The sequence below is a fragment of the Candidatus Erwinia haradaeae genome (assembly GCF_900698965.1).
Taxonomy (GTDB): domain Bacteria; phylum Pseudomonadota; class Gammaproteobacteria; order Enterobacterales; family Enterobacteriaceae; genus Erwinia_E; species Erwinia_E haradaeae_A.
The window spans coordinates 651061-676779 of sequence record NZ_LR217725.1 but is presented as its reverse complement, the minus strand read 5'-3'; the positions used below and the strand labels follow the sequence as shown (position 1 = coordinate 676779).

Sequence of the window (25719 nt, the reverse complement as noted above, 5' to 3'; positions counted from 1 at the left end):
AATTTTATAAATTATCAGTAAAATGCTAATTTTTAGCTATTAATCAGAAAAAGCTATACATTTAGTTTTTTAGTGAAAATATAAAATATAGTGAACATTATACTGGATCTATCAAAAGACCTGATGCTTTAAGAGCAACTAGTGACCAGACTGTGTTATGCTATAATCTACTATAACCTAAATGGTATTTATCTAATTTGGTATTTATTTAATTTCTACCACCGCACCTGCTGATTCTAGTATTTTTTGCAAAGATTCTGAATCAGCTTTGCTAATGCCTTCTTTTAATGTAGTCGGTGCGGCTTCCACTAGATCTTTAGCTTCTTTTAGGCCTAATCCGGTGGCGCTTCTAACTGCTTTAATGACAGCAATTTTATTGCTACCCATGGATTTCAGTATTACATCAAATTCAGTTTTTTCTTCTACATCTTCAGCCTCATCAGTCGGCCCTACAACAGCATAAGAAGCTGCTGATACTCCAAACTTTTTTTCCATAGTAGAGATTAAATCAATAATTTCCATTACAGATAAAGCTGCAATGCCTTCAATAATTTGCTCTTTAGTGATTGACATCTCATATTCCTAAATTCAAAAGTAATTTAATAATGTATTATTATAATACAGGCAACTGCGATAGTGTAATAAAGAAAATTTATTATTACACTATCGCAGTTGCTTTTTTCTGGTCACGAATAGCAACTAGAGTGCGAACTAATTTTCCGGCAGCCGCTTCTCGCATGGTTCCCATAATCCGTTGAATAGATTCATTATAAGTTGGTAAGGTTGCTAGTCGGTCAATGTGGTCTGAGCTAATTATGCCCCCCTCAAAGGCTGCAGCTTTGATCTTAAAGTGAATATTTTTTTTCGAGAATTCTTTAAATAGACGAGCGGCAGTACCTGGGTGATCCATGGAATATGCGATTAAAGTTGGGCCAACAAGCATACTCTTAAGACACTCAAATTTAGTTCCTATGATAGAACGATATAACAAAGTATTACGGATGACACGCATGTGCACCCCCGCTTCTCGACCTAATTTTCGCAGTTCAGTTATTTTATCTACAGTCACACCACGGGAATTTGCCACTACCGCAGATAATGCATTTTGCGCTATTTTAGTCACTTCAGAAACAATTTCTTCTTTATCTTGAAGATTTAAAGGCATTAGTATGTTCTCCTGGGTGATGACCGGGATTACCCCGAAAACTTATATTTTACCTGAGTGATTCGCACCGAAACACGTGGCTACCAAGGTATTATGGCGAGCAGAATTTAAAGTCATACATAATATATGTTAAAATTATTTTTGCTTCTATCACCAATCACGTAGGAAATGTCGGTATGAAATGTTCAGTATAAATATAATTATAATTATAATTATTAATTTAAATTAAATGAGACGCCTTTGATTTTGATACAAATCCTAATACAGTTTTATCAATAAGATTAAGCTGTTTGTAACTGTATGTTCCTTTGAATATAGTGGGGTGTTGATGTGGTCGACGCGTTTAGATTTACGCATGTCGGGTGCCTAATTAATAATAAATCATAATTGATACAATAAATATTTCCTTTAAATTTTAAATATTAAATTAAATCTTTATGATAGATATCATGCAAATATAACCTAACAATTTAAGCTTAAGAATAATTTAAGATATATGGAGCCTAAACATTAACTTAGCCTATGCAGGCTTTTAAGCCTGTTTGATCTATTGTGAAACTTGCCCCCATGGTACTAGAAAGACTTATTTTTTTAATAAAAATGCCTTTTGCCTGAGGCGGTTTGGATTTGTTTATGGCAACAAGAAAAGATTCTAAGTTATCAATTAACTGATCTGCGTTAAAACTTACTTTACCAATCGTAAGATGTATAATGCCATTTTTGTCATTACGGTAACAAACGTGACCAGCTTTAGCGTTTTTGACTGCTTCTCCGATATTAGGTGTAACAGTACCCATTTTTGGGTTTGGCATGAGACCACGTGGTCCAAGGATTTGCCCTACCTGGCTAACAATATGCATTGCGTCTGGGGATGCAATTACGACATCAAAGTTCATTTCACCTTTTTTGATTTTTTCTGCTAAATCCTCCATGCCAATGAATTCAGCGCCAGCAGCTTTAGCGGCTACAGCATTAGCTCTATTGGTAAATACAGCTACCCTCATAAAACGACCAGTGCCATGTGGAAGTATAACATATCCTCGTATGTTTTGGTCAGATTTTCTTGCATCAATCCCTAAGTTTACCGCCACATCAACGCTCTCAGTAAACCGCGCAGTGGCTAATTCTTTGATCAAAATAAGAGCTTGGTTAATATCATATGATTGAGCCGAATGGATTCGTTCACGAATTATGCGCATACGTTTAGTAAGCTTAGTCATTGTATTATTCCTCCACCACTAACCCCATAGATCGAGCAGTGCCTAAAATTGAACGAGTCATTGCTTCAATATTAGCCCCAGTCATATCTGCTGCTTTCGTTTCTGCGATATTACGTATTTGAACTTGTGATAAAGTACCGACTTTAGCTTTTTTTGCTTGACTAGATCCAGATTTTATACCAGCTGCTTTCTTTAGCAAGACCGCCGAAGGAGGTGTCTTAGTAATAAAAACAAAAGAACGGTCAGAGTAAACAGTAATTACAACTGGAATCGGAAGCCCTTTTTCTATAGATTCTGTTTTAGCATTAAATGATTTGCAGAATTCCATAATGTTGACTCCTTTCTGACCGAGAGCCGGACCTACCGGAGGGCTCGGATTTGCCATACCAGCCGCAACCTGCAGCTTGATATAGGCTTGTACTTTCTTAGCCATTGTAATGCCTCGAATAGAATGACAACTGTCTTAAAGCCAGTAAACGTCCTAATAGCTAGCCCCTTCCTACATAGGATAGCTAGTCCAAGGATGATATGCATCTGTTGTATTAATACATTAATGACATACTGATTACTGATTAATGGCACACTGAATGACATACTGCATACTGACTGCATACTGTATAATACATTTACATTAATATATAATTAATATATAATATATTTAATATATAATATATTAAATAAATTTTATTTTATTAATAATATGATATGTATCATATATCATATGATTATATGATGTGTACTAATGTTCATTCTGTGTACTAATGTTAATTCATGTTAATAATGTATTGTACTATTGCACATATCATGCTCTGTTGTATATACTTGTATATATATACAACTACAAAATATATACAACTACAAAATAACCGTATATAACTTATAACTTACTTATCACTTATAACAATGTACTGGTGTACTGTATATAGTACAATGTACTGTATAACTGTAAATGTTATTATGATGTGCAGTGATGTACTGTATACAGTAGTATATGTATAATAGTACATGTATGTGATGTATACAAATTAATAGTACATAATTAATAGTACATGTATATGATGTGTACAAATGCATATATATATAGATATATAGATCTATATATATCTCTATATATATTCTATATTAGATATACACTATAACCTATAGTGAACCTATACTGTATATTACGGTCCATATAAGACTAACAAGAGACTATATATTATAGTAATTACATGATTCTGGCAATGTTGATTCACTTATTATATAGAATATAATAATCTTAACTTGAAGCGTTGCAGATAGCGCATTAAGAGTATATCGGGTGTATAGGTTATTGTAATTCTTACCCCTTTTCTACTTGAGCAAAATCCAATTCTACCGGTGTTGCGCGGCCGAATATAGAGACAGATACTTTTAGGCGGCTCTTCTCGTAATCAACTTCCTCTACAACACCATTAAAGTCGGAAAACGGGCCATCATTAACACGCACAATTTCACCGGGCTCAAATAATGTTTTGGGACGTGGTTTATCTCCAATTTTCTGTAAGAGAGCTGAAATAGCATGCACCTCTTTATGACTAATTGGTGCTGGATGATCAGAAGTTCCACCAATAAACCCCATTACTCGTGGTATTTTTCGCACAAGATGCCAGCTAGCGTCATGCATAATCATTTGTACCAATACGTATCCTGGAAAAAACTTACGTTCACTTTTTCGACGCTGGCCGCGGCGGATCTCGACTACTTCTTCGGTGGGCACCATAATATCGCCAAATAATGCTTCCATATTATTCAACTTAATATGTTCGCGCAACGACTGAGCTACGCGACTTTCAAAACCGGAAAACGCCTGTATGACGTACCAACGTTTTTGTGGAACTTCCGACATCTTAAAACCTCAGGCCAGTAATAAAGGATACCAGGCGGACTAGGATGCTGTCCAGCCCCCATAAAATGAGTGACATTATAGTAGTTACCGCAGTAACAATAAATGTAGTATGAAACGTTTCCTGACGAGTAGGCCAGATAATTTTACGAATTTCAGAATGAGCTTGGTATGTAAAATTTAATGCTGCTTTACCTTTCACAGTTAACAAAGCAAGGATCGTTGCTGCTGTTATCAACAATATAATGATAAGTATGCGAACTGGAAATAGCATATCACGATATAGAGCATTGCCGATAATAGCAGTCACTACTAATATCATTACACCTAGCCACTTATAAACTTCGATCCTATTCTTTTTTTTTGAGGTGTCTTCTATGCTATCATTCATAACAAAGTCTGCCATTTAATATATTTAAATACTGCACCGGTAGTGAACTCGTAAAATAAAGAATATGTTGAATATTATTTTCGGTTCTAGACTCTTCTAGAGCAAAGGTTCACCACCAATGAGTTATATATGGATAATGCTTATTAATTATAATTTATTATATGTATGATTTGAAACGGATGTCGTAGAGTTGAAGAAGGAATCTGAATTATGCTCCTTTATTCGCAGTTCGTCAAATTTTATCCAGCATAATTTAATGAGTAGCTTTAACAGACGACGTACCTCTATAGTATAGTTAGAGACAGGCCAATCTTAGGTATACCCCATTAATATTCTAGTGTCAATTTTAGAATGACAAATAATCTATCAATACACTGATTTGCTTACAAAAAATATAAAATATAATTTACTTAGAAAAGCATATACACGAAGGACGATTAGTCTCAAAGAGATTTTTTAATAAGTCTCAAAAAAGACCTTTTTAATAGCTTTATTTTTAATAGCTTTCAGAGTACTAGTGAATAACATTCAGACATGTATGCATTGGTTTTACATTTACAAAATTTCCATTTTTCTTCATATAACTCATTTAGTGAACACAAAATGTAATTTACATGCAATAAAAAATAAACCATAGGACCAAGATATAAGTTATGGACATTATCACAAAAACCATAAACAAGTAAGGGATAGCATATTATTTTAACGTATTTTAACGTATAAATATGATGTATAATTTTCTTTACATTGTTATTAGGATTATATCTATTGATGGCGGCATTACACTTAAATCATAAAAAAATGAAACAATATTCTCAATACTGGTTCATAATTCTGGTTAATTTATAAATAGGCAGATAATAGAATATATATTCTGTAAATTAATAAATAATAGAATATATATTCTGTAAATTAATATGGTTTCTCTATGATAAAATTAGACGGATATCTATCGGTATGATACTCATATAAAGTTGCACTAAGATTTAGTACTTTTTGTTTTTATTATTTATTATAATTTTATTATAATAGAGTATTTTATTAATACCTTCTTCATGTCCTGTCCTATGATTGTTATCATCTAATGCCTAGTCGATCTAGGTCAGACATCTATAATTTACTTTTAATAAGCAGGATTTAAATTGATCAAAGTATTCATAATACATTTGAACTTTAGGGGCATGACTTAAGTCTGATATAAATATCCCTTGACTAAGAGGTCTGGGGTTACCATATTGCACGAGATATATTAATCATGGATGAGATTCTAATCTCAATTCAATGTATTTAGTGGCTAGATTGTATTTAGTCTTTACGTCTTTACGTAATGATAGTATGTCTTTGCGTAATGATAGTATAGACAGGATCCCATTGCTTATGTCAACATGTAATAAAGATTATGTCAACATGTAATAAACTGCCATAGTGCAGAATTAGTGCAGAATTTATGGCATAATAAACGTATCATGTAATGTGCAACAATCATAGAAAATCGCATAATGATCCTTCATGATCTGACCAGTGGCCCTATAAGTAAATTGGATTGAACAATACAAGGCTAATAACAGATCATTGCTATCTTAAATATAATAGTGAAAAGATAAAATGAACATTTAAAAATTTGCTACGTACTTACTTAATAAAAGTAATACTTTGTTAAAGTATTTTTTTGAATTTATTTTTTGCTGTATTTTCTAAAACAAGTATGACTTGCTAAAATAAGCGTTACTAATATAGTAATTTTTTGTATAAAGTTATATAAAGTCTTTTATAAAGTTATTATACAGTTAAGGTAGAGTTATGATTTCAGGTATTATAGCGTCACCAATGATAGCATTTGGCAAAGCTCTTCTCCTTAAAGAAACAGAGATTGCTATCAATAGAAAAAAAATCCCATTTGATCAAATTAATAGTGAAATTCAGCGCTTTATTTGTGGTCGTCAAAAATCTTACGAGCAACTCGAAGCAATCAAAATTAAAGCTAATGCAGTGCATGGATCAGGAAAATCAGAAATCTTTGAAGGACATGCGATGCTGCTAGAAGATGAAGAGCTTGAACAGGAAATTATTTCTTTTATTACAGACGAGCTAGTTACCGCTGATTTTGCTGTATATACTGTTATTAACACTCAGGCAAAGGCCTTAGAAACTCTTGAAGATGATTATCTTAGAGAACGCGCTGCAGACGTGCGGGATATCGGTCAGCGTCTATTAAAAAATATTCTAGGGTTGCACATTACTGATCTCAGCGCTATTAATGAAGAGGTTATACTCGTTGCTAAAGATTTAACACCCTCGGACATTGCTCAGATGAACCTAAAAAAAATATTAGGTTTTATTACTGATCTTGGAGGGCAGACTTCGCATACTTCAATTATGGCACGTTCATTAGAGCTACCAGCTATTGTTGGCACTGGAGATATTACTCATCGCGTTAAAGATGGCGATTTCTTGATTCTAGATGGTATAAACAACCAAATATATATCAATCCAATGCCAGAGAAAACTAAGGAGCTGAAAAAATTAGCAAATCAATATGATATCCAGAAAAACGAATTATTACAATTGAAAGAACTGCCAGCGATTACTCGTGATGGTCATCAAGTAAAAGTTTCTGCAAATATTGGCACGGTGTATGATATTGCAGGAATAAAACGTTATGGTGCAGAAGGTGTAGGATTATACCGTACTGAATGCTTATTTATGGATCGCAATGCGTTGCCTAGCGAGGAAGAACAGTTTCAGGCCTATAAAACTGTAGTAGAATCTGTTGGTTCTCCTGGTGTAATAATACGTACTATGGATATCGGTGGTGATAAAGATTTACCATATATGAATCTACCAAAAGAGACAAATCCTTTTTTGGGTTGGCGCGCTATTCGTATTTCGATGGACCGCACTGATATTCTTCATGCGCAATTACGTGCTATTTTGCGTGCTTCTATTTTTGGTGAATTGCGCGTCATGTTTCCTATGATAATTTCTGTTGAAGAAGTACGTTTTTTAAAAAAAGAGCTTAAAATCCTCAAGGCTCAACTTTGTAAAGAGTCAATAAAATTCGACACAAAGATTGAGCTTGGCATTATGGTAGAAACTCCTGCTGCTGCAATAATCTCTCATCACTTAGCAAAAGAAGTTGATTTCTTTAGTATTGGAACAAACGACTTAACGCAGTATACTTTAGCGGTAGATCGTGGTAATGACCTTATATCTCATTTGTATAATCCTATTTGCCCCTCTGTTCTTATGTTAATTAAAAAGGTAATTGATGCTTCTCATAATGAAGGTAAGTGGACGGGCATGTGTGGCGAACTAGCAGGGGATCCACGAGCAACGTTATTATTATTAGGTATGGGGCTAGATGAATTTAGCATGAGTGCCGCTTCTATTCCCCGTATTAAAAAAATTATTCGCAGTGTAAATTTTGAAGATACCAAGAGATTAGCAGAGCAAGCGCTAATCCAGCCGACTTCTGATGCGTTAATGCAAATAGTAAATGAATTTATTAAAGCCAAACATTTGACTTTAGAGTAATAAATGTTTCTATTTTTTATATAAATCAAAAAATACATACATTAAAAAAATTATATCTAGAGTATCTATTCTAGAATTCTCTAGATTTCACAGAAGCATCCAAATACTACATAAGACAAATTAAATTATTAGAGATCAATGGATGCGACGTCCACAAAATCATAAGACATTTTTAAGAAAATTAATGTCTATTTTACAGTAAAATCCACGTTGTGTCTGTGTAGCGCAAAATAAGTTTTAATATCACCCCAACTACTTCTAGTAAGAAGCCTGAGTACGTTATCAACAGATTCTAATATAATTAGAATACTGTTTATATTTAGTTTTATGCCTGAACAGTTTATTGGAGTGTAGCAATGGATGGAAGAGTTTGTATAAGATAATTCTTTTCTAATAATTAGTATGAAAGATTGTATGGTTCTTTCATTATATATAGTTTTTACCTAAGCTTTCAGGATACTTGAACAACCCATGTTAATCAATATTATGCTGGATTAATGATATGGATTATGTCATAAGAACTGTTGACACTAAGCTCCAGAACACTATGTACTGCTACATACTACTATTATTATAGCATAGTATATAGCAGTACATAGTGTAGTGTGCATAGTAGCACACAGTAGATATATGGTGGATATATGCTACGTGGATATCTTTACTTTTAGTATAGATCTAATAGTATAGATTTAAGGTTGTTTTCAAACCACATGGATGGTTATGGTAGTGAACTACCATACTTGAACTTGATATTTTATTAAGTGATTGAATACCTTAAAAAGGTGGTGTTTTTCAACTGCATAATATTGGTATTATAGACATAATATATGTACACTGCTCAATGCTATCCTATCGACTAATCTTCTAGAGCTAGAAACGTTTAGTCGTAGGTGTTGCGGTACAATAATTAGATAAGTCTTGCATACCGCAAAGTAAACATGTGGAGTTTCAGAGGTAGAGAATGGTGCTAATTTAAAATCTACAATCTTACCGGTGTGAATTATCGCAGAAAGGAACGAGACATTTTGCGAGTAACTAATTGTATTAGTTACTGATGATCGAATACGCACACTAATTTAGTATTACTAAAAGATAGAAACTGTTTAGCCCCCTGATGGGTAAAACTCTACTAGTGATTATTCATTGGGTTAGTATGCATAATGTTCTTCAATAGATTTCTCACTAACAACGGTAGCATGCAATAGAAAGTGCAATAGAAAGTGCAATAGAAAGTATATGCTTTTATGACTTACATTGATCACAACACATATCAGAAATAACTCGGAGCGGTACATCCAATTATTACCAACTCACAAGTATGTTTTAAATGCTATATTATGTCAAAGTGCTATAACGCACTTGCATTAGCTGACGATCATGAGTAAGTTTTTATTTTGTCTAAAATTTTCCTATGTTAGGATAGCAGATTTAACATGGGATAGAAGATTTAACATCAGCACAATAAAAGTCTTAGAATATATGTCATTATATAGTCTATATCAGTTCTGCCAGTTCTGCTGTATAACTGCTATTAGATAATAGCGATATAACTATCAAAGACTAACACTATTAGTAGTATATCATAGCGACAAATTGCACTTAGGTTTTACACCTAGGCTAGTTTATGGATATTTTCTACATCGGATGCTCTATAAATATTCATAGTGCCTTTTATGCTGTCTTCAGTGCAGGGCAGGTAGGTCCTTAAAATATGGCTGACAATTCGTCGCACCATCAGTGTGTTATTGTAGGTATCTCAGGCGCATCTGCTTCAGGTAAAAGTCTGATTGCTAGTACGTTGTATCATGAAGTTCGAGATCGTTTTGGTGATGATAATATCGGTGTTATTCCTGAAGACGCTTATTACAGGGACCAAGGACATCTAACCATGTCTGAAAGAGTAAAAACTAATTATGACCATCCAAACGCTATGGATCATGGTCTACTTTTGCAACATATAAAAATGCTGAAATCAGGATATGCAATTGACTTGCCGGTGTACAATTATGTTGAGCATACGCGCACTAAACAAACACTACATTTAAAACCAAAAAAGGTCATTATTTTAGAAGGTATTTTGTTGCTAACAAACGCTAAATTACGTCAGGAAATGAATTTTTCTATTTTTGTGGATACTTCTCTCGATATTTGCCTGATGCGACGCATGAGACGCGATGTAAATGAGAGAGGGCGCTCTATGGATTCTGTTATGGATCAATACCAGAAGACAGTACGGCCTATGTTTTTGCAATTTATAGAACCCTGTAAGCAGTATGCCGATATTATCGTACCACGCGGAGGAAAAAATCGTATTGCTATTGATATCTTAAAAGCAAAAATTAATCAATTTTTTGAAAAATAGCAACATGATTTTGACTTCTCTATATTTGATATTTTATGTAACAATGATTATGATTTTCGTTAATTAAGGCAACACGAGTTAAAAGATATTGCAGCTTATCATTAGTCAATATCGATACATACACTATGATCTTTTGTATTAAAAAAAACGTGATTAAATAATAAATAAAGCTGCTATTTTTCGCATCTGCAGTATTAATAATACTGCTATATTTGACTTCAAATAAATTAAAATATTCGATAAAATCGATGATCACTATAAAACTTTTTAAGGGATCTTAGTATATTTTGGATAAGAATAGATCTGATAAAAAAAGTAGATTTTTTAGTTTTTATTTTATTTTTTTATTTTATACCAATAGTCATCATATCAGTCTGTAGGTTCATTACAAACTCAACATAATATATAAAAGATAGATGTATTTTAATGCAATCAAGAGTATGCCTCAGTAATATAATGAATTGTGTAGGTATAATTTAATATTAATGTTTTATCTATTCAATCACGTTTTTAAAAAGTAATAACAAGTTATTCCCCTAACCCATAAATTTACGGCAAGTAACTTGATTTACTAGAATTTTTCAATAATTATCCGCTTGCTGTATAATAAAATTTTACTTTTTTAGAAATTATAAAACCTAATAAAGAAAGACAGTAGATTACTTATTTTGAATAGTATCTGGAGCATTGAATACTACTATGCGCCTGGTACTTAGATTTATTATCAGAACCATCTATTTGATTACCACAGACGGGAGAATCTGATCTTTCCTACGCATAGCAGCTATCTTATAATATGTTTTGATATATATTCAATATTAATGAGATACTGATTGCTATCACTCTGCTTATACATTGTATTTTGGTATTTCAGCTAGAATGAATGGTACTCTTTAATATCTGTCAAGAATATTGTCATGCAATAACGCTAGAATGTATGTATAGGTCATACGGAATTACAGAGTGCGTATGCTAATAATGTGCACTATCAACTTGATCATCCCTGTGTAAAAAATCTAATGATTATCACAGGTCTATTAAGAACGTCCAGTCTACAAATTTTTCTGGGGTGTAAAATATGTTATTATATGTTATTCTATAGGGAGGACAAGGTGTAATGCTTGATTGATCTCTCTTTATGATTATTAGTGGCCTTTTAAAGGTCTATACCAGATGTTTATCATCGTTAAATACCATTGCTAGTAATACCTGTTCAATCAACTAAGAAAATGAAATATAATTTGCCAATTTACTATCTATGAGTATAAACAAGATGCATTTTGATCTGATCGTACTGTGTCTTTGGCACAAGATTATCTGGTTATACCATGAGTTCGTATCTTAACACCCTCAGTAGGAAAGTAGGTTTATATAGTCAAGATATGAGCAGATAGGCGTTAAAGGAATTATTTATAATTTTTTAACGTTTAACGATATAAGAGAAATATGATAAGACATCTGACGATGTTGCTTAAGGTGGCGCTAGGGGTTTCTCTTGTATGTTACGATTATACATTAACACAGAACTACCAATTACAGGGGGGTCTATTTTAAACATCAGTACCAAATGCTATGATTAATGTTAGGTCTATCTTTCAAACATATGCACTCTAGAACGATATGTCTCGTTATTTAACTGTTATTCAGCTCTGCTGGACTTTGGATAGACTCAAATATAGCAGTATAAAAATACAGATCTAATAGAACCTTGCCTCTAATGTTAATCTAGATAATTCTGATGCTGTTGAGGATCATATACAAATCTATTTGTATGCAGATTCTAGCCTATATGTCTAATCTTTTCGTAAAAGTACAGTTTTATCGAATAGGTTTTGATAGATACCTACGTAATATAATGGTAGAGAGTACTGGAAAAAGTAGGCATTAGACTTTTCTGTGAATCGGTATTCATTTGTAGGTTTAATAAAAATATAGAACAATATTCTGATCTTGCTTGCTCTAGAGAAACGCGTAAAATTACTGCAGAATAACTACAGATATAATATAAATATACACTATTGTTTCATCTCTAGCTAACCACGCTTATATTGTAAAACATACCAGACTACAATAAAAATATTTAACGATCTACTTATTTTAAATTTTAGCACTTATAATGCTATAATTTTCTTTTAAAATTAACCATTATATGAAGACGGTGCGCTGTGGCTCCTGAGTATATTATAGGAGAATAGATGTTTTCTAACGTAGAGATGTGAGATCTCAGTGGGTTAAACAGAGTAGATCGTTTGAGGTATGCATTATATATATGTCTTGCATGCATCATTTAGTGCGATTTTTTCAGGTAGCAACGAGTATCTTTCTAAACATTGAAATGCATAGGATACCATGGCTATAGCATATACTGATAGTGGGATATTATATATAATACGGATAATACGGATAGCATACCATGTGGTTTTCTAACTATATCATTGGTTTGGTATCGAGCATTAGGCTTGCGAATAGAATGTCAAATTTTTACTGTAGACACTACTTTACTGTTGCGATTTAAAAGGATTCAACTAGGCAGTATTATGACACTTAACAATGTCGCGATGCTGGATAAACTGATACAGGCAAATAAAAAACAAGCTTTAACATTAACATAGGCTTACAGTTAGGCAACCTGAAGAGCCTCATCCTAATTCTGAGAGGTAGTGACTTCTGTTGCATGATCACAGTCTACTGGTTTGAAACCTTAACGCTCATACCGGTATTTCTCCTAGATCTGAGAGTTGTCTTAAAGCTCTAGAAATAAATATTTTTAAAATATCTATTTATGTTATTTTAGATGTTTCTAAATATTAGGACAACCTTAATAGATACAAGAGTTTCCTATATTTATCTTAGTTAGTCCGTGGATAGCATAGATTACCTTATGATTAATTATATTCTATAAAGTTTGCAGGCGCATCATTAAACACGATGCTGAGGCGTCCTAAATACTGAATTGCATATCTATTGGATGGGGTGTTGTCGATATATTAGTTTATGCAAGCTGATCATGGTTACACGATTAAAACCATCCTATAAAAGATTTTTAGTGCAACCAACCCTATATATAAGTATAGTTAATAACTAAATTTTTCATCTTAAAAAATAGTATTTTTGTAATAGCGAGATGCAATAGGCAATAGAGAGCCTGTTGTTAGTGATACTACATAAGCTCGATAAATCTGAGTGATCTTGCACTGTACGCTTTTAATTTACTATTAGAAATACATATAATAGTATGATAAAATCTGTAAGGATTTTTACATTATAGCGATATTGTTGTGTATTTAGTAATCTGTTTTAGATAGACAGCATTTTTAACGATAATCCAGTCTGAAGTAGTAAATTGATTTTGTATTCTAGTATTCGAGATGAGATAGTAAGTATCCAGATCTTTTCTTTTTACTAGTAGTTTACTAGTTTTGGCAATTACAATCTTTTATATATAAAGCATGCTATACAGCGATATAGACTTATGTATTACATAATACAATATATAGTGCATTGTGTAATACAATAAATGCTATTTAAGGAGCTGAACGCACTTATAATTTGTAATGATTATATCTAATAATATTACATCTAATAAGGATAAGAATATAATTTATTGTATACTTGCATCCTGTTGTGATCACCAATTATCCTCGATCACTATTCTTAATAAAAGATAAGATACGTCTATATTCACAGGATAATCAAAATCCTTAGATCTCTAAGTTTTAGACTTAGAGATCTAAGGATTTTGATTATACCTCGTGTGATAATAAAAATCTGGATACATTTATGCAATAAAAATAGCTACTAGCAATTCAAAGAAGATTCTTTTAAAAAAGAAATTAGATAAGTATTAAAGTAATAAACTGATATATTAATATTCGTCACATTTTTAATGATACATAATCAGGGATCGTCATTATCCACAGTTCTTAAGTTATAAACGATTATTCTTTGTGATAAATACTATTTACAATTTCAATGAACAGATTGTAACAAACTGACGCAATAATTGCTAACTAGCATAATCCATACTGCTAAGATTATACGTTAAATAAGACTAACATGTGGTGAGTTTATAAGCACTGGAGCATACCGAGCACCTGCATCCTAACAGAGAGGCATAGAGTGATAACGGATCAGGATTATCGATATATAAAAAAAGAATTAAGTTGGTTATCTTTTAATGAAAGAGTATTACAAGAAGCTGCTGATAAAACTAATCCACTGATTGAACGTATGCGTTTTCTTGGTATTTATTCTAGAAATTTAGAGGAGTTTTATAAGGTTAGATTTTCAGATTTAAAACGCCGTATTTTGATTAGCGAAGAGCAAAAGCTTGCAGGTGCCCCATATGATTTACTAAAAAAAATTCAACAACGGATTTTGGTATTTGATCAGAAAGTCAACATTTTATATAATGATTTATTGCTGGAAATGGCACGGAATAAGATTTTTTTAATTAACGAGTATCAGCTATCTGATAATCAAAAAACTTGGTTGAGACATTATTTTCATAATACATTGCGACAACATATAATTCCCATTTTAATTAATGATAACAGTGACTTAATGAGATTCCTAAGGGATAATTACACTTATTTATCTGTTGAAATTATATGTGGTGCAGAAATAAGCTATGCGTTACTTGAGATTCCATCTGATAAAGTACCACGTTTTGTGCATTTACCTCCAGAGTTGCCTCGTCGTCAAAAACCAATGATTTTATTAGATAACATCCTGCGTTATTGCTTAGAGGACATTTTTTATGGATTATTCGAATATGATATAATCAATGCTTATGCTATGAAAATGACACGTGATGCAGAGTATGACTTAGTGACCGAGATGGAATTTAGTTTATTGGAGTTAATGTCATCGAGTCTAAAGCAACGTTTAACTGCTAAACCAGTGTGCTTCGTTTATCAGAGTGATATGCCCGATGTAATGATTAATATGTTGCGTAATAAACTGAATCTCTCTAAGTATGACTCTATTTTACCAGGTGGGCGCTATCATAACTTTAAAGATTTGATCAATTTTCCAAATGTTGGTAAGGCGCATTTGTTTCATAAGCCTCTGGTACAACTACGACATGTCCGATTTGATCGTTTTTTGAATGGATTTGATGCTATTCGCGCCGGCGATATTCTCTTGTATTACCCATACCATACATTTGAGCACGTGCTTGAGCTACTCCATCAGGCATCTTTTGACCCCGTTGTGCTGGAAATTAAAATTAATATTTATCGCGTGGCTAAAGATTCACGTATTATCAATGCGATGATTCATGCAGCATATAATGGTAAAAAAGTTACAGTCGTAGTTGAGTTACAGGCTAGGTTTGATGAAGAGGCTAATATTCATTGGGCTAAACGGTTAACTGAAGCTGGAGTTCACGTGATTTTCTCAGCGCCAGGTTTTAAAATTCACGCTAAACTATTCTTAATCTCAAGATCTGAAAATGGAAAAATTAACCGTTATGCACATATTGGTACTGGAAATTTTAATGAAAAAACTGCAAGATTATATACCGATTACTCTCTCTTGACTTCTGATGCACGTATTACTAATGAAGTACGACAAGTATTTCATTTTATTGCTAATCCATATCGCCCAGTGCACTTTAAGCATCTTATAGTCTCACCACAAAATGCAAGACATAGGCTCTATCGATTAATCGATAATGAAATTTATCATGCAAAACAAGGTTTTTCTGCTGAAATCATATTAAAACTTAACAATCTGGTTGATCAAGGATTAGTAGATCGCTTGTATACTGCTTCTAGTTGTGGTGTAAAAATCAATCTGATAATTAGAGGCATGTGCAGTCTCATACCACAGCTAACAGGAGTCAGCGAAAACATTCGTGCGATCAGTATTGTTGATCGTTATTTAGAGCACGATCGTGTCTATATTTTTCGTCATGGAGCGGAGACAAAGGTGTTTCTGTCTTCAGCGGATTGGATGACACGCAATATTGATGATCGCATAGAAGTTGGGGTGGTTATACTGAATCCTATTCTTAAACAACGGATAATAAATATTATAAAAATTCTCATAAAAGATAATCTTAAAGCTCGTTTTATTGATAAAAACTTAGGTAATTGTTATGTACAACGTGGTAGACGGCGTAAGATTCGCTCTCAAATAGCGATTTATAAATATATAAAATCTCTTGAACAAATAGATTGATTACGATTTTATATAAAAATATAAAGACAATCAGTACATATTGCGATTTGCATTAATCATGTCCTATTTTAGCCTTAAACGATGTTATATGAGTACTAAAATTTTGATATACATCAATTTTACTTAGGAAACATGCTCTTATAGGGGTGGTCGAGTCTAGATATAAACAATAGGATGTTTCTCAATACGATTAGAATCCGATATAAATTGAGTGCACGCTTATATATTATTATACGTACAAGTAATTTTATTACATAAATAATATAGCTTAGAGAGTTTTATCTTAGCAAGATATGACAAGATATGAAAAAATCAGTATTTTAATATGCTACAATAGAAAAGCTTTTTAGATGATTCAAATTCAGTGTATTGAGAAGAGGCGATGATTATTAATCATTAGTAGCTTCCGTGATAGACTCTCATAGAGAGATTTGACAGAATAGCACCTGACATTTTTCGACTGTGTCTATATTCCGTAATACCGCTGAATAGTAATCACTAAATGAGTCCTAAAATTCATGCTAATCTTTATGTGCTTCGCTAATATATAATCTAGAAAAATACTATATAATTAGGCATTAGTACAACATATCTACCGGTATTTAGCACTAAAAATCTTTAGTTATAAAGATCAATAGGTTGGGGTTTTCTATAAATTTGATACTGATTAATTTATTAACGATTTATAATTATTAGATAACATAGGTCATGGTTTTATAGCATAGGCTCCTATGTAAGATAAGAGACTATATAAAAATGATCTCTACGGGTATGACAAAATGCATATCTTGTAAACCTAGAAAATTCATATACTGTAATTTTATCATAAGAAGATTCTTCAATAAGATTAGTTCACTTTATGTGATATAGAACATTTAGAGTTTTTGTGAAATATTCAGAATTTTAATAACATTATTTTTTGTAACTTTGATCGATATTTATTCAGGTAGATCCGAAACAGTTTCTATCTAATCCTTAGGAACAGAAAAACTTGTATTTAGTTCTCCTAAAACCTCTATGTTGGTGCCTATCAGAATTTTTATAATAAATAAAAACTTATGATTAAGATTATCAATCTTTTGTTTCAAAAAAACCAGAGGAATCGCATGTAGAGTCAACCTACTAAACAGATGTATTAGGTTGTGTTGTCTTATGTATTGTCATAACTTAAATTTATTCAGTTTGACCAATATATACCACAGCTATGCATATATACAGATATTACAATACTGTAACGCAATTGATTAGATCAGTTTTAACTATTCATGTCAGAATTATCTATTATTATTCGCGTGATATGCTGTCTTCTGCATGTACTATCAGCCATATATAGGTAATACAATGACTTTGAATTATTTGCTTTAACTTTTAGCACACTATACTATTTAAAATTTTATACCATGGTCAAAGAATATTTTGTTAATTTATCACATCAGATATCAATGATTATTGACGGAATTTTAGTGGAGATCAGATATATTAATGGTTTGCGTTATGTTCAAACACCAAGAGGTCTTAAATACAGTATGTACAGCTTTTAGTTATTAAAATGATCGCAATAGATGAAGTATTTTACATAAAAAAACGCTATTCAAATCTAGCTGTAAAGGTAAAATACCTAGTGATAATGAATAATTGGCATCTGCTATGTATATAAAAATCGGTACAACATAATGTAAAAGATCATGTAATCCAGGGAAAATATTTGATTATACTGCCTTACCTAAGAAAATGAATCAATTTTAGACAGCGCGTTTATTACTCTTAGTGGCAAGTATGCACTGATTCAGTAGATCTTTCTAATAAGTAGCTTGTTAGGCATATAGATCTACTTTTATGAAAAGTATAGGATCTTAACATAGGTTTATCATGCTATGCTGTAACACATGCGGCTTATTAATTACTAATTATAAAAAATACTTATGGAAAAACGCATCCTAATATAGCATAGTGCAGAATGTTAAATCTTTTCAATAAGTCATCAAAAGACTGCTAATATATCTGCATTATATTAGATATTGTTATATGTTAGTTATTGTATTTTTCTAATCAATAGATTAGCACTCTACAGTGCTAATGCGTAGCATCTCTGAACTAATTTGTAACATATATACCAAAATACAGTAAATTCGAGAAATCTATAGGGTTTGTATTAAAGACTTAAAGAATATACTTTATATTCTTTCTGTTCTAAACAATAAGATAAAGCTAGATCTAGGACTTGGAAAAGCATAAAAACCTACTGTACTGTGCAGGTCGTACTAAAGTCATCTAGTGTCGCTTTAAAAGTCAACGGTTAGTAGATACTACCATTACTTAATTTGAAAACACAAAGAATGATTAGCAGAAACAGTATACTAGTTAGCTGATCGTGCGATAGAGAGTATTACAAACACATCTACAATGTATGAAATTAATATAGAGAAAAAACAAATGTAAGGTTATGCTTACTCATAGAATATATACAGTACTTGTTTACGTTTTACCCAAGGGTGAGAGATTATATTAGTATTTCCCATATCTCGCAAATCCCACCCCTGAACAAGAGTGTCAAAATTTTGTAATTATTAATAATACTTTATTACAAAACAAAATTATACTGCGTGACATAAAAGAACATTATAGAGTAGATTATCAGATATAAATTATTAATCGGATTATTGTGATATTGAGACACAGGCATTACTGCTATCTACTAGATCATCAGTAATCAGAATACATCACGAACCTAATGTGTGGACTTGCATTAATCATTGGCATGAGGGTTCATTCTAAACTAGAGTTATTGCACCAACCACAATGAGAAATTATTCAGACCCTATTTATAATGAAGCACTAAGATAATAGTAGCAGAATAGCATTTAGAACCTGAAAATATTTAAAATAAGCTAAGTAATCCAGAAAACAAATACGCTAAATTGAGTAAAATAATAATCAATAGATATTTCTTATAATACACATCATATAAATAGAATTATCAGGGCAGGGCGTAGTAGTGATGACTATATAGCTAGTTTCAGAGTCAAGGGATATCTTTCGAACATAGCCTCACATAAAGATTATTGATTAACCTTCAGCAAAAACAGAAGTATTCAATATATAATGATAATTATGATGTCTATTTCAGGATCTAATCTTACTAAGAAATGCGTGATTAATTAAGGCTTCAGGGATCACCGCGTTCTAATCATGTCAAAATTGAGCCATCGCATCAAACCAAGTTTGCAAAACGCATCGATGAATGCATCGGGTTTTATTCTTTAGAGGAAAAATATTATTTTTCTTGCTTGAAATGCATAATTATTGCTTTAGAAAAAGTACATAGTTATAAGCACTAATAATGTCTGTAGATGGTCTGATTAATATACTTATTTTCAGGTTTCTGATTTTGCAGTCTAAAATGCATTTTATAAAACATCTAGATTCCTTAGGCTATCTATTTTTTCAAGTAAAGCTATACTAAAGTAGTAATGATGATCATCATAGAAGATAATACGATTATTGTTTATCCAATTAACATATCAGTGTAAAAACTTGATTAAAAATTTAACTAGATACTCAAAACTGAGTCTATTGTTTACATTCTATTGGACATGCTTATTAGTGAATTCTTATAATTATTTTAATTATCATAAGTAGAGAAGAGTTACTATGTATTTTATAAAAATTCATTTGTTTAAAAATATTGCATAATCATTGAATCCTTATCAAACTATTGACTGATCAATAGAGCATTTAAAGTATTCTTATAAATAATCAGAAACTGCAGTAAGTGATATTCCATCACTATTGTATATCTATACAAATATCATTGCTCTATCCTGGCATAGAACCCCCCTAAGACAAAAAATAACGTTTCCATTGTAGAATACATAAGACAAAATATATCGATATATTTTATAAATATTATTTATTGATCGCAGCAATGAAGTACTTAAAGATGCTGTGCATTCGCGCAGAGAGGTTGTGTCTATGTTTTTTTTGAGGTTGATTGCTACTCTGGCAGAGTTCATATAAATTCATAGTTGTCCATATCGGAAGGTATCGACTGATGGTATCTTTTTTACAGGAAAACTTACCCAAAGAATTGACTGGCATGAGCACAACATTTTCCGGTAGAGCAAGTGTTAATGGGAATGGAGCATGTTTCTTTAGGTAGAGCTGGTAAATCTTCATGGCTCCACTTACACCATATAATTGGGTTGTCTGGTTATTATCACGACCCACCCAAGTGATGGTTACCTCTTTTCCGTCAATACCCGAAAACCAGCTATCTACTAGATAATTAGTCGTCCCTGTTTTTCCTGCTAAATGCGCTTCAGGATATAAGGCTCCGAGAGTGCTCGCAGTACCATGATCAACTACTTGCTGCATAGCATACAGCGTCAGATATGCAGCCTGAGGTGAGACACTACGAATAGATTGTGGCAATCTTTCATAAAGCACTGTGCCATTGTCAGAAAGAACTGAGCATAGCGTTGATAATTGCCCGCGGTTTCCGCCACTTGCAATTGTTTGAAATGTTTGGGCAACTTCGATTGGGGTTAGATTTAAGGCACCTAATAGTATTGCGGGTATAGGTTTTAATTGATTTTTAGGTACACCTAACCGACTCCATGTCTCTAGTATTGAATTTAGCCCTAATGTCATACCAAGATTAACTGCAGGGATATTTATCGAGTAAGTCAGTGCATCGATTAGCATAACATGGCCACTAAATAATCGAGAATTATTTCTTGGTCTCCATATTTGGCCATTTAGCTGTCTTAACTGAATTGGGTTATCAGCTATCCAAGTATTGAGACGATACAACTCTGGTTTGCTAAATGCGGTTAAATAAATAGCAGGTTTTGCCAAAGAGCCAATTGATCGACGTGCATATAACGCGCGATTGTATCCTAGAAACTTTGGATTACTTCCACCTACCATCGCACGTATCTCTCCAGTAAAGCGATCGACTACGACCATTGCGCTTTCTAGATCATTAAGATTTTTTACCTTTCTCAGGAGTGCAATACCTTCCTCTACCGACTCCTCAGCTGCATTTTGTGATAATGGATCGAGGGTAGTGAAGATTTTAACCCCAGAAAGATCTTGCATCTTGTTACCTAAGTGAGCCTGTAATTCATGATAAACCAATTGCATAAAGGATGGTTGTGTAGTGATAAGATTACCTTCAGGATTAACCCCTAAAGGTCGAGCGTTTAATTTTAAAAAACATACTGAATCTATAATATTTTGTTTGCGTATCAGTCGTAATAGCAAATTACGGCGTTCTAATGTTATACCTGGATTACGCCATGGATTATAAAGCGATGCACCTTTTACCATAGCAACTAATAATGCTTGTTGATCTAAAGTGAGTTCATCAACAGGGCGACCGAAATAATAAAGGCTTGCTAAAGGAAACCCATGAATTTGGTTGTTTCCAATCTGACCAAGATAGACTTCATTTAAATATAATTCAAGAATGCGATCTTTATCGTATCGTGCGTCCATAATTATAGCCATATAGGCTTCAGTAGCTTTACGTAATAGTGAGCGTTGATTAGTTAGAAATAGATTTTTAACCAGCTGCTGAGTTAAAGTGCTGCCACCCTGTATTGCGTGTCCAGCAATAATATTAACTAAAAAAGCTCGAGCAATAGCATGTAAACTAATGCCAGGATGGTGGTAGAAGTGACGATCTTCAGTAATTAGTAGCGTTTGAACTAAAAGATCCGGAAAATTAGATCGTGCTAAAAAGAGACGTTGCTCTCCATTTGGAGTGTTTATAAAGGTAATTAAACGAGGATCAAGACGAAAACAACCTAAATCACGACCATTGTCAAGGTCGTGTATTGTTTTTAGGTAATTGTTATTAAAAGTCAGGCAAATATGCCTTGCGTCCTCCGGGCTTTTTGGAAAATCAAAAGGGCGACGGATCATCTCAATACTATTTTGTTTTACGGTAAATTCCCCAAGATGTAAGGAATTCATCACCTTACGATACTGCGCTCCCTCTAGTAGAGAGATCATATTTTTCTGAGTGTACGGCATATTCGGTTGCAGAGTAACGATGCGACCATATACTACAGCCGGAAGTCGCCAGACCTTTCCGTTGATACGATACTGAATTTTGTAATCCAGCCAGAAACCATATCCTATGATCATAAGAGTACCTGTAAATAAATATTTTATGATTATTTTCATAAAATATTTATTTACAGGATGTTCCCTGGTTTTATTGCATCTCATACTTTTCCTATATCTTTTACTGCATCTCTTTTAGTCTATAATGATTGCAGTTACTTGTCTGTTTCTGAGATCTGATACAATCTTATTTAAAGCAAGTATAAGATACTTTGATCTTCTCTTAAATTAATTAATAATATCCGAGGAACATATAGTATGATTTGTTATTTTATAAGAATAATCAATAGAGTATTGTTATACTTTTGCATTTAAGATGAAATCAGGGCTATCTGTTATCGTATTATTACAAGATAATTTTATCTGGTAAATATACCAATATATGACGACTACGTATTTGTGAATAAATATAAGTCACAAAGTATGCGATTTCTTGATATTAAGATAATTGTATTATTTATGGTCTGCTCAATACAAACTTAATGTTTCTATCGGATTAGGTCTTATTACATTAGGGAGATAGCAGTCGTCTGTATGACCACATGAGTGACATAAAAATATTTCTAAAAGTTAATCTAGTCTAATGCTCAGCATTAAAGTATAAAGATAGGTGATTACCATTATGATGTTCATAAGATTTGTATGAAGATAGAATGACCCATCTCATGAGATTTGATGTAACCTCTTAACAAGAAAAGATCACATATTGGTCTCTTTTAAAATACAGAAACGAAGATAGGAAGTATCTACTATGAAAGTATAGCTAGATCGCGCGATTTGCACGGATAGAAATGAAAGAAAATTCAAGATATATATGATAAGCTTGATGTCCAAGTGTTTTTTTATATGCCTTAGCTTAAAAAGCTTGTACTGCTAGGAATGCACTGCACGTTTTTTGTATTATTATTCAGATCTATTAATCATTAATCATTAATCATGATTAATGATATATCATTACATGCATATTTATAGTAAGATTAATCATGGTAGAATGATTCACCAAACAATTTATGGTTTCATAAACAAGAAGTATTCAAATATAACATCCATTCCTATGGGCTTAGTATTAGCTAAGCCTACCTTATTGTATAGTTTTCTAACATATTATCTTAGCAAGATAATATGTTAGTGATCTTACTTATCACACATACATCTTGTATTGAGGATATCACTATCACCAATCATCCTGTGTTATGCATCATAACATAGGCGTAGCATGGTTCACTGATTGCTAGCTTATTTAAATAAAATAGTGTTTCGTAAAATATATCAACCCTATCTCATTGGTTCTGGTGCTTCATTATGTTATTTAATATTCATTACTATATAGGTAATAAAACGCCTGATCACGATTATTTATGATATGGTATGGATTCACAATAATTTTGTGCTGGGAATTGACATTAAGTTTAGTTTAAATCCTCTTACTAGTATAGTTTTATACAATGATGAACACGATAGATACTCTAATTAAAGCTAATAGTTATTTCTATAGAATACATTTCGTATTATGGCAGAATGTACATCAGAGACAGAACTTGATCAAGTTTTGTCCTATCTGAATAGTGATAGGTTTAGTACATGCGTTATTCAGCATAAAAATTATTCTTATAAAATGCCTAAATAGGTGCAGTTACATTAAGCATAGTTAAAGATCGATAGATCTTATCATTCTCAATGATATAGTACGGAAGGTTTGTTTAGAAAGAATCTTGATCTAAATAAGCTATGAAACAGAATAGTCGTCTACTAGATATACTATTGAATAGTAATAGTTGAATATTACAGAAAAGACTAACAGTCTCCAAGAATTGGATATTGTCTTAATTTTTGTGGGTTTTCGATTTCTATTGATATCCATTTACTAATAATAACATCTTCGATAATAACATATCACGCTTGTACTTAGATGCTGCTATAAAGATGCGTAGTAAATAGCATAAAAATCTAATCAAGTATATACATTTTTGTTACTTACATCCAAACATTATCTCCTGCTCTTAATAAAGTAAAGAAAAACTGTTTATCGCGAGAAAAGATGTCCAAGTTTGATAGCCTTAGTATCTAAATAATGAGTATTGTTAGGATTTCGTCCAACAATTAAAGGTACGCGCTCAATGACTTTTATGCCAGCCGCAGTGAGTTTGTTAACTTTATTAGGATTATTCGTCAATAGTCGAATATGATGCACTCCTAATAGTTTAAACATATCTGCGCATATAGTGAAATCACGCTCATCAGCTGCAAAACCTAATTGATGATTGGCTTCTACTGTATCGTATCCTTTATCTTGAAGAGTATAAGCCCGTATTTTATTTAATAGCCCAATATTGCGCCCTTCCTGGCGGTGGTAAAGTAACACGCCATTTTTTTGTGTAGCAATTTGCTTGATTGCTTCCTTTAGCTGAAAACCACAATCACACCGGAGACTAAATAACGAATCTCCCGTCAGACATTCTGAATGAACACGCGCTAGAACAGACTGTGTGTTAGATATATCACCAAATACTAAAGCGATGTGGTCCCTTCTAGTAGTTAGTTCTTCAAAACCAACTATAAGAAAATCTCCAAAAGGCGTAGGGAGATTGGCTTCTGCCACTTGTCTAAGTTGCATATACATCCCTATCGAATCTTAATGTTACGCGGATTTATTGTGTAGGTATTAATCATAAACAATACTCAATAATTAATAAACCATGTTCTGTTTTTAAAATTACTAGTTTTATTCAGCATCAATATCATATATATTTGATAATACAGATCTTCTGTGGATCTACATGGGTATTACTGTTATATGAGTAATAACTCATATTTCTATGTTAATATATGTCAAGATATACACCTCCAATAAGAAAGAACTATCAA

Annotated in this window: 10 protein-coding genes and 1 pseudogene; 3 read left to right on the top strand and 8 right to left on the bottom strand. The window is 32.5% G+C overall.

All coding sequences use genetic code 11. From position 1 onward, the window contains the following. Positions 1-204 precede the first annotated feature (204 nt). The 6 genes from rplL to secE form a co-directional block, all read right to left on the bottom strand. A complete protein-coding gene (rplL, locus tag CIPSTX3056_RS02140) occupies positions 205-573 on the bottom strand; it encodes a 50S ribosomal protein L7/L12 (RefSeq protein WP_072666311.1) in 369 nt (122 codons plus the stop codon). Positions 574-658: 85 nt separating this feature from the next. Beyond that, the gene (rplJ, locus tag CIPSTX3056_RS02135) at positions 659-1165 is read right to left on the bottom strand and encodes a 50S ribosomal protein L10 (RefSeq protein ID WP_072666310.1); all 507 of its coding nucleotides are present in this window, start codon (positions 1163-1165) and stop codon (positions 659-661) included. Positions 1166-1680: 515 nt separating this feature from the next. Beyond that, complete coding sequence (gene rplA / locus CIPSTX3056_RS02130; RefSeq protein ID WP_072666309.1) at positions 1681-2385, bottom strand: 50S ribosomal protein L1; 705 nt, start codon at positions 2383-2385, stop codon at positions 1681-1683. 4 nt (positions 2386-2389) lie between these two features. Next, complete coding sequence (gene rplK / locus CIPSTX3056_RS02125) at positions 2390-2818, bottom strand: 50S ribosomal protein L11 (protein ID WP_072666308.1); 429 nt, start codon at positions 2816-2818, stop codon at positions 2390-2392. 888 nt (positions 2819-3706) lie between these two features. Beyond that, positions 3707-4252 (bottom strand): transcription termination/antitermination protein NusG, encoded by a 546-nt coding sequence (gene nusG / locus CIPSTX3056_RS02120; RefSeq protein WP_072666307.1) that lies wholly within the window; start codon positions 4250-4252, stop codon positions 3707-3709. A gap of 1 nt (position 4253) precedes the next feature. Next, a complete protein-coding gene (gene secE, locus CIPSTX3056_RS02115; protein ID WP_072666528.1) occupies positions 4254-4640 on the bottom strand; it encodes a preprotein translocase subunit SecE in 387 nt (128 codons plus the stop codon). Positions 4641-6440: 1800 nt separating this feature from the next. On the opposite strand from secE, the gene ptsI reads away from it, so the two are divergent. The 3 genes from ptsI (at position 6441) to ppk1 (ending at position 16722) form a co-directional block, all read left to right on the top strand. Further along, positions 6441-8174 (top strand): phosphoenolpyruvate-protein phosphotransferase PtsI, encoded by a 1734-nt coding sequence (gene ptsI, locus CIPSTX3056_RS02110; RefSeq protein ID WP_072666306.1) that lies wholly within the window; start codon positions 6441-6443, stop codon positions 8172-8174. A 1711-nt stretch (positions 8175-9885) separates the two neighbouring features. After that, entirely contained in the window at positions 9886-10536 is a 651-nt protein-coding gene (udk, locus tag CIPSTX3056_RS02105) for a uridine kinase (protein WP_072666305.1), read from the top strand. A gap of 4122 nt (positions 10537-14658) precedes the next feature. Next, on the top strand, positions 14659-16722 hold the full coding sequence (gene ppk1, locus CIPSTX3056_RS02100) for a polyphosphate kinase 1 (protein WP_072666527.1): 2064 nt from the start codon (positions 14659-14661) through the stop codon (positions 16720-16722). A gap of 3906 nt (positions 16723-20628) precedes the next feature. Here ppk1 and mrcB read toward each other — a convergent pair. After that, a pseudogene (gene mrcB, locus CIPSTX3056_RS02095) lies at positions 20629-22947 on the bottom strand (bifunctional glycosyl transferase/transpeptidase); the annotation flags it as partial. 1930 nt (positions 22948-24877) lie between these two features. Further along, a complete protein-coding gene (gene ribA / locus CIPSTX3056_RS02090; RefSeq protein WP_072666303.1) occupies positions 24878-25468 on the bottom strand; it encodes a GTP cyclohydrolase II in 591 nt (196 codons plus the stop codon). Between the last annotated feature and the right edge of the window lie 251 nt (positions 25469-25719).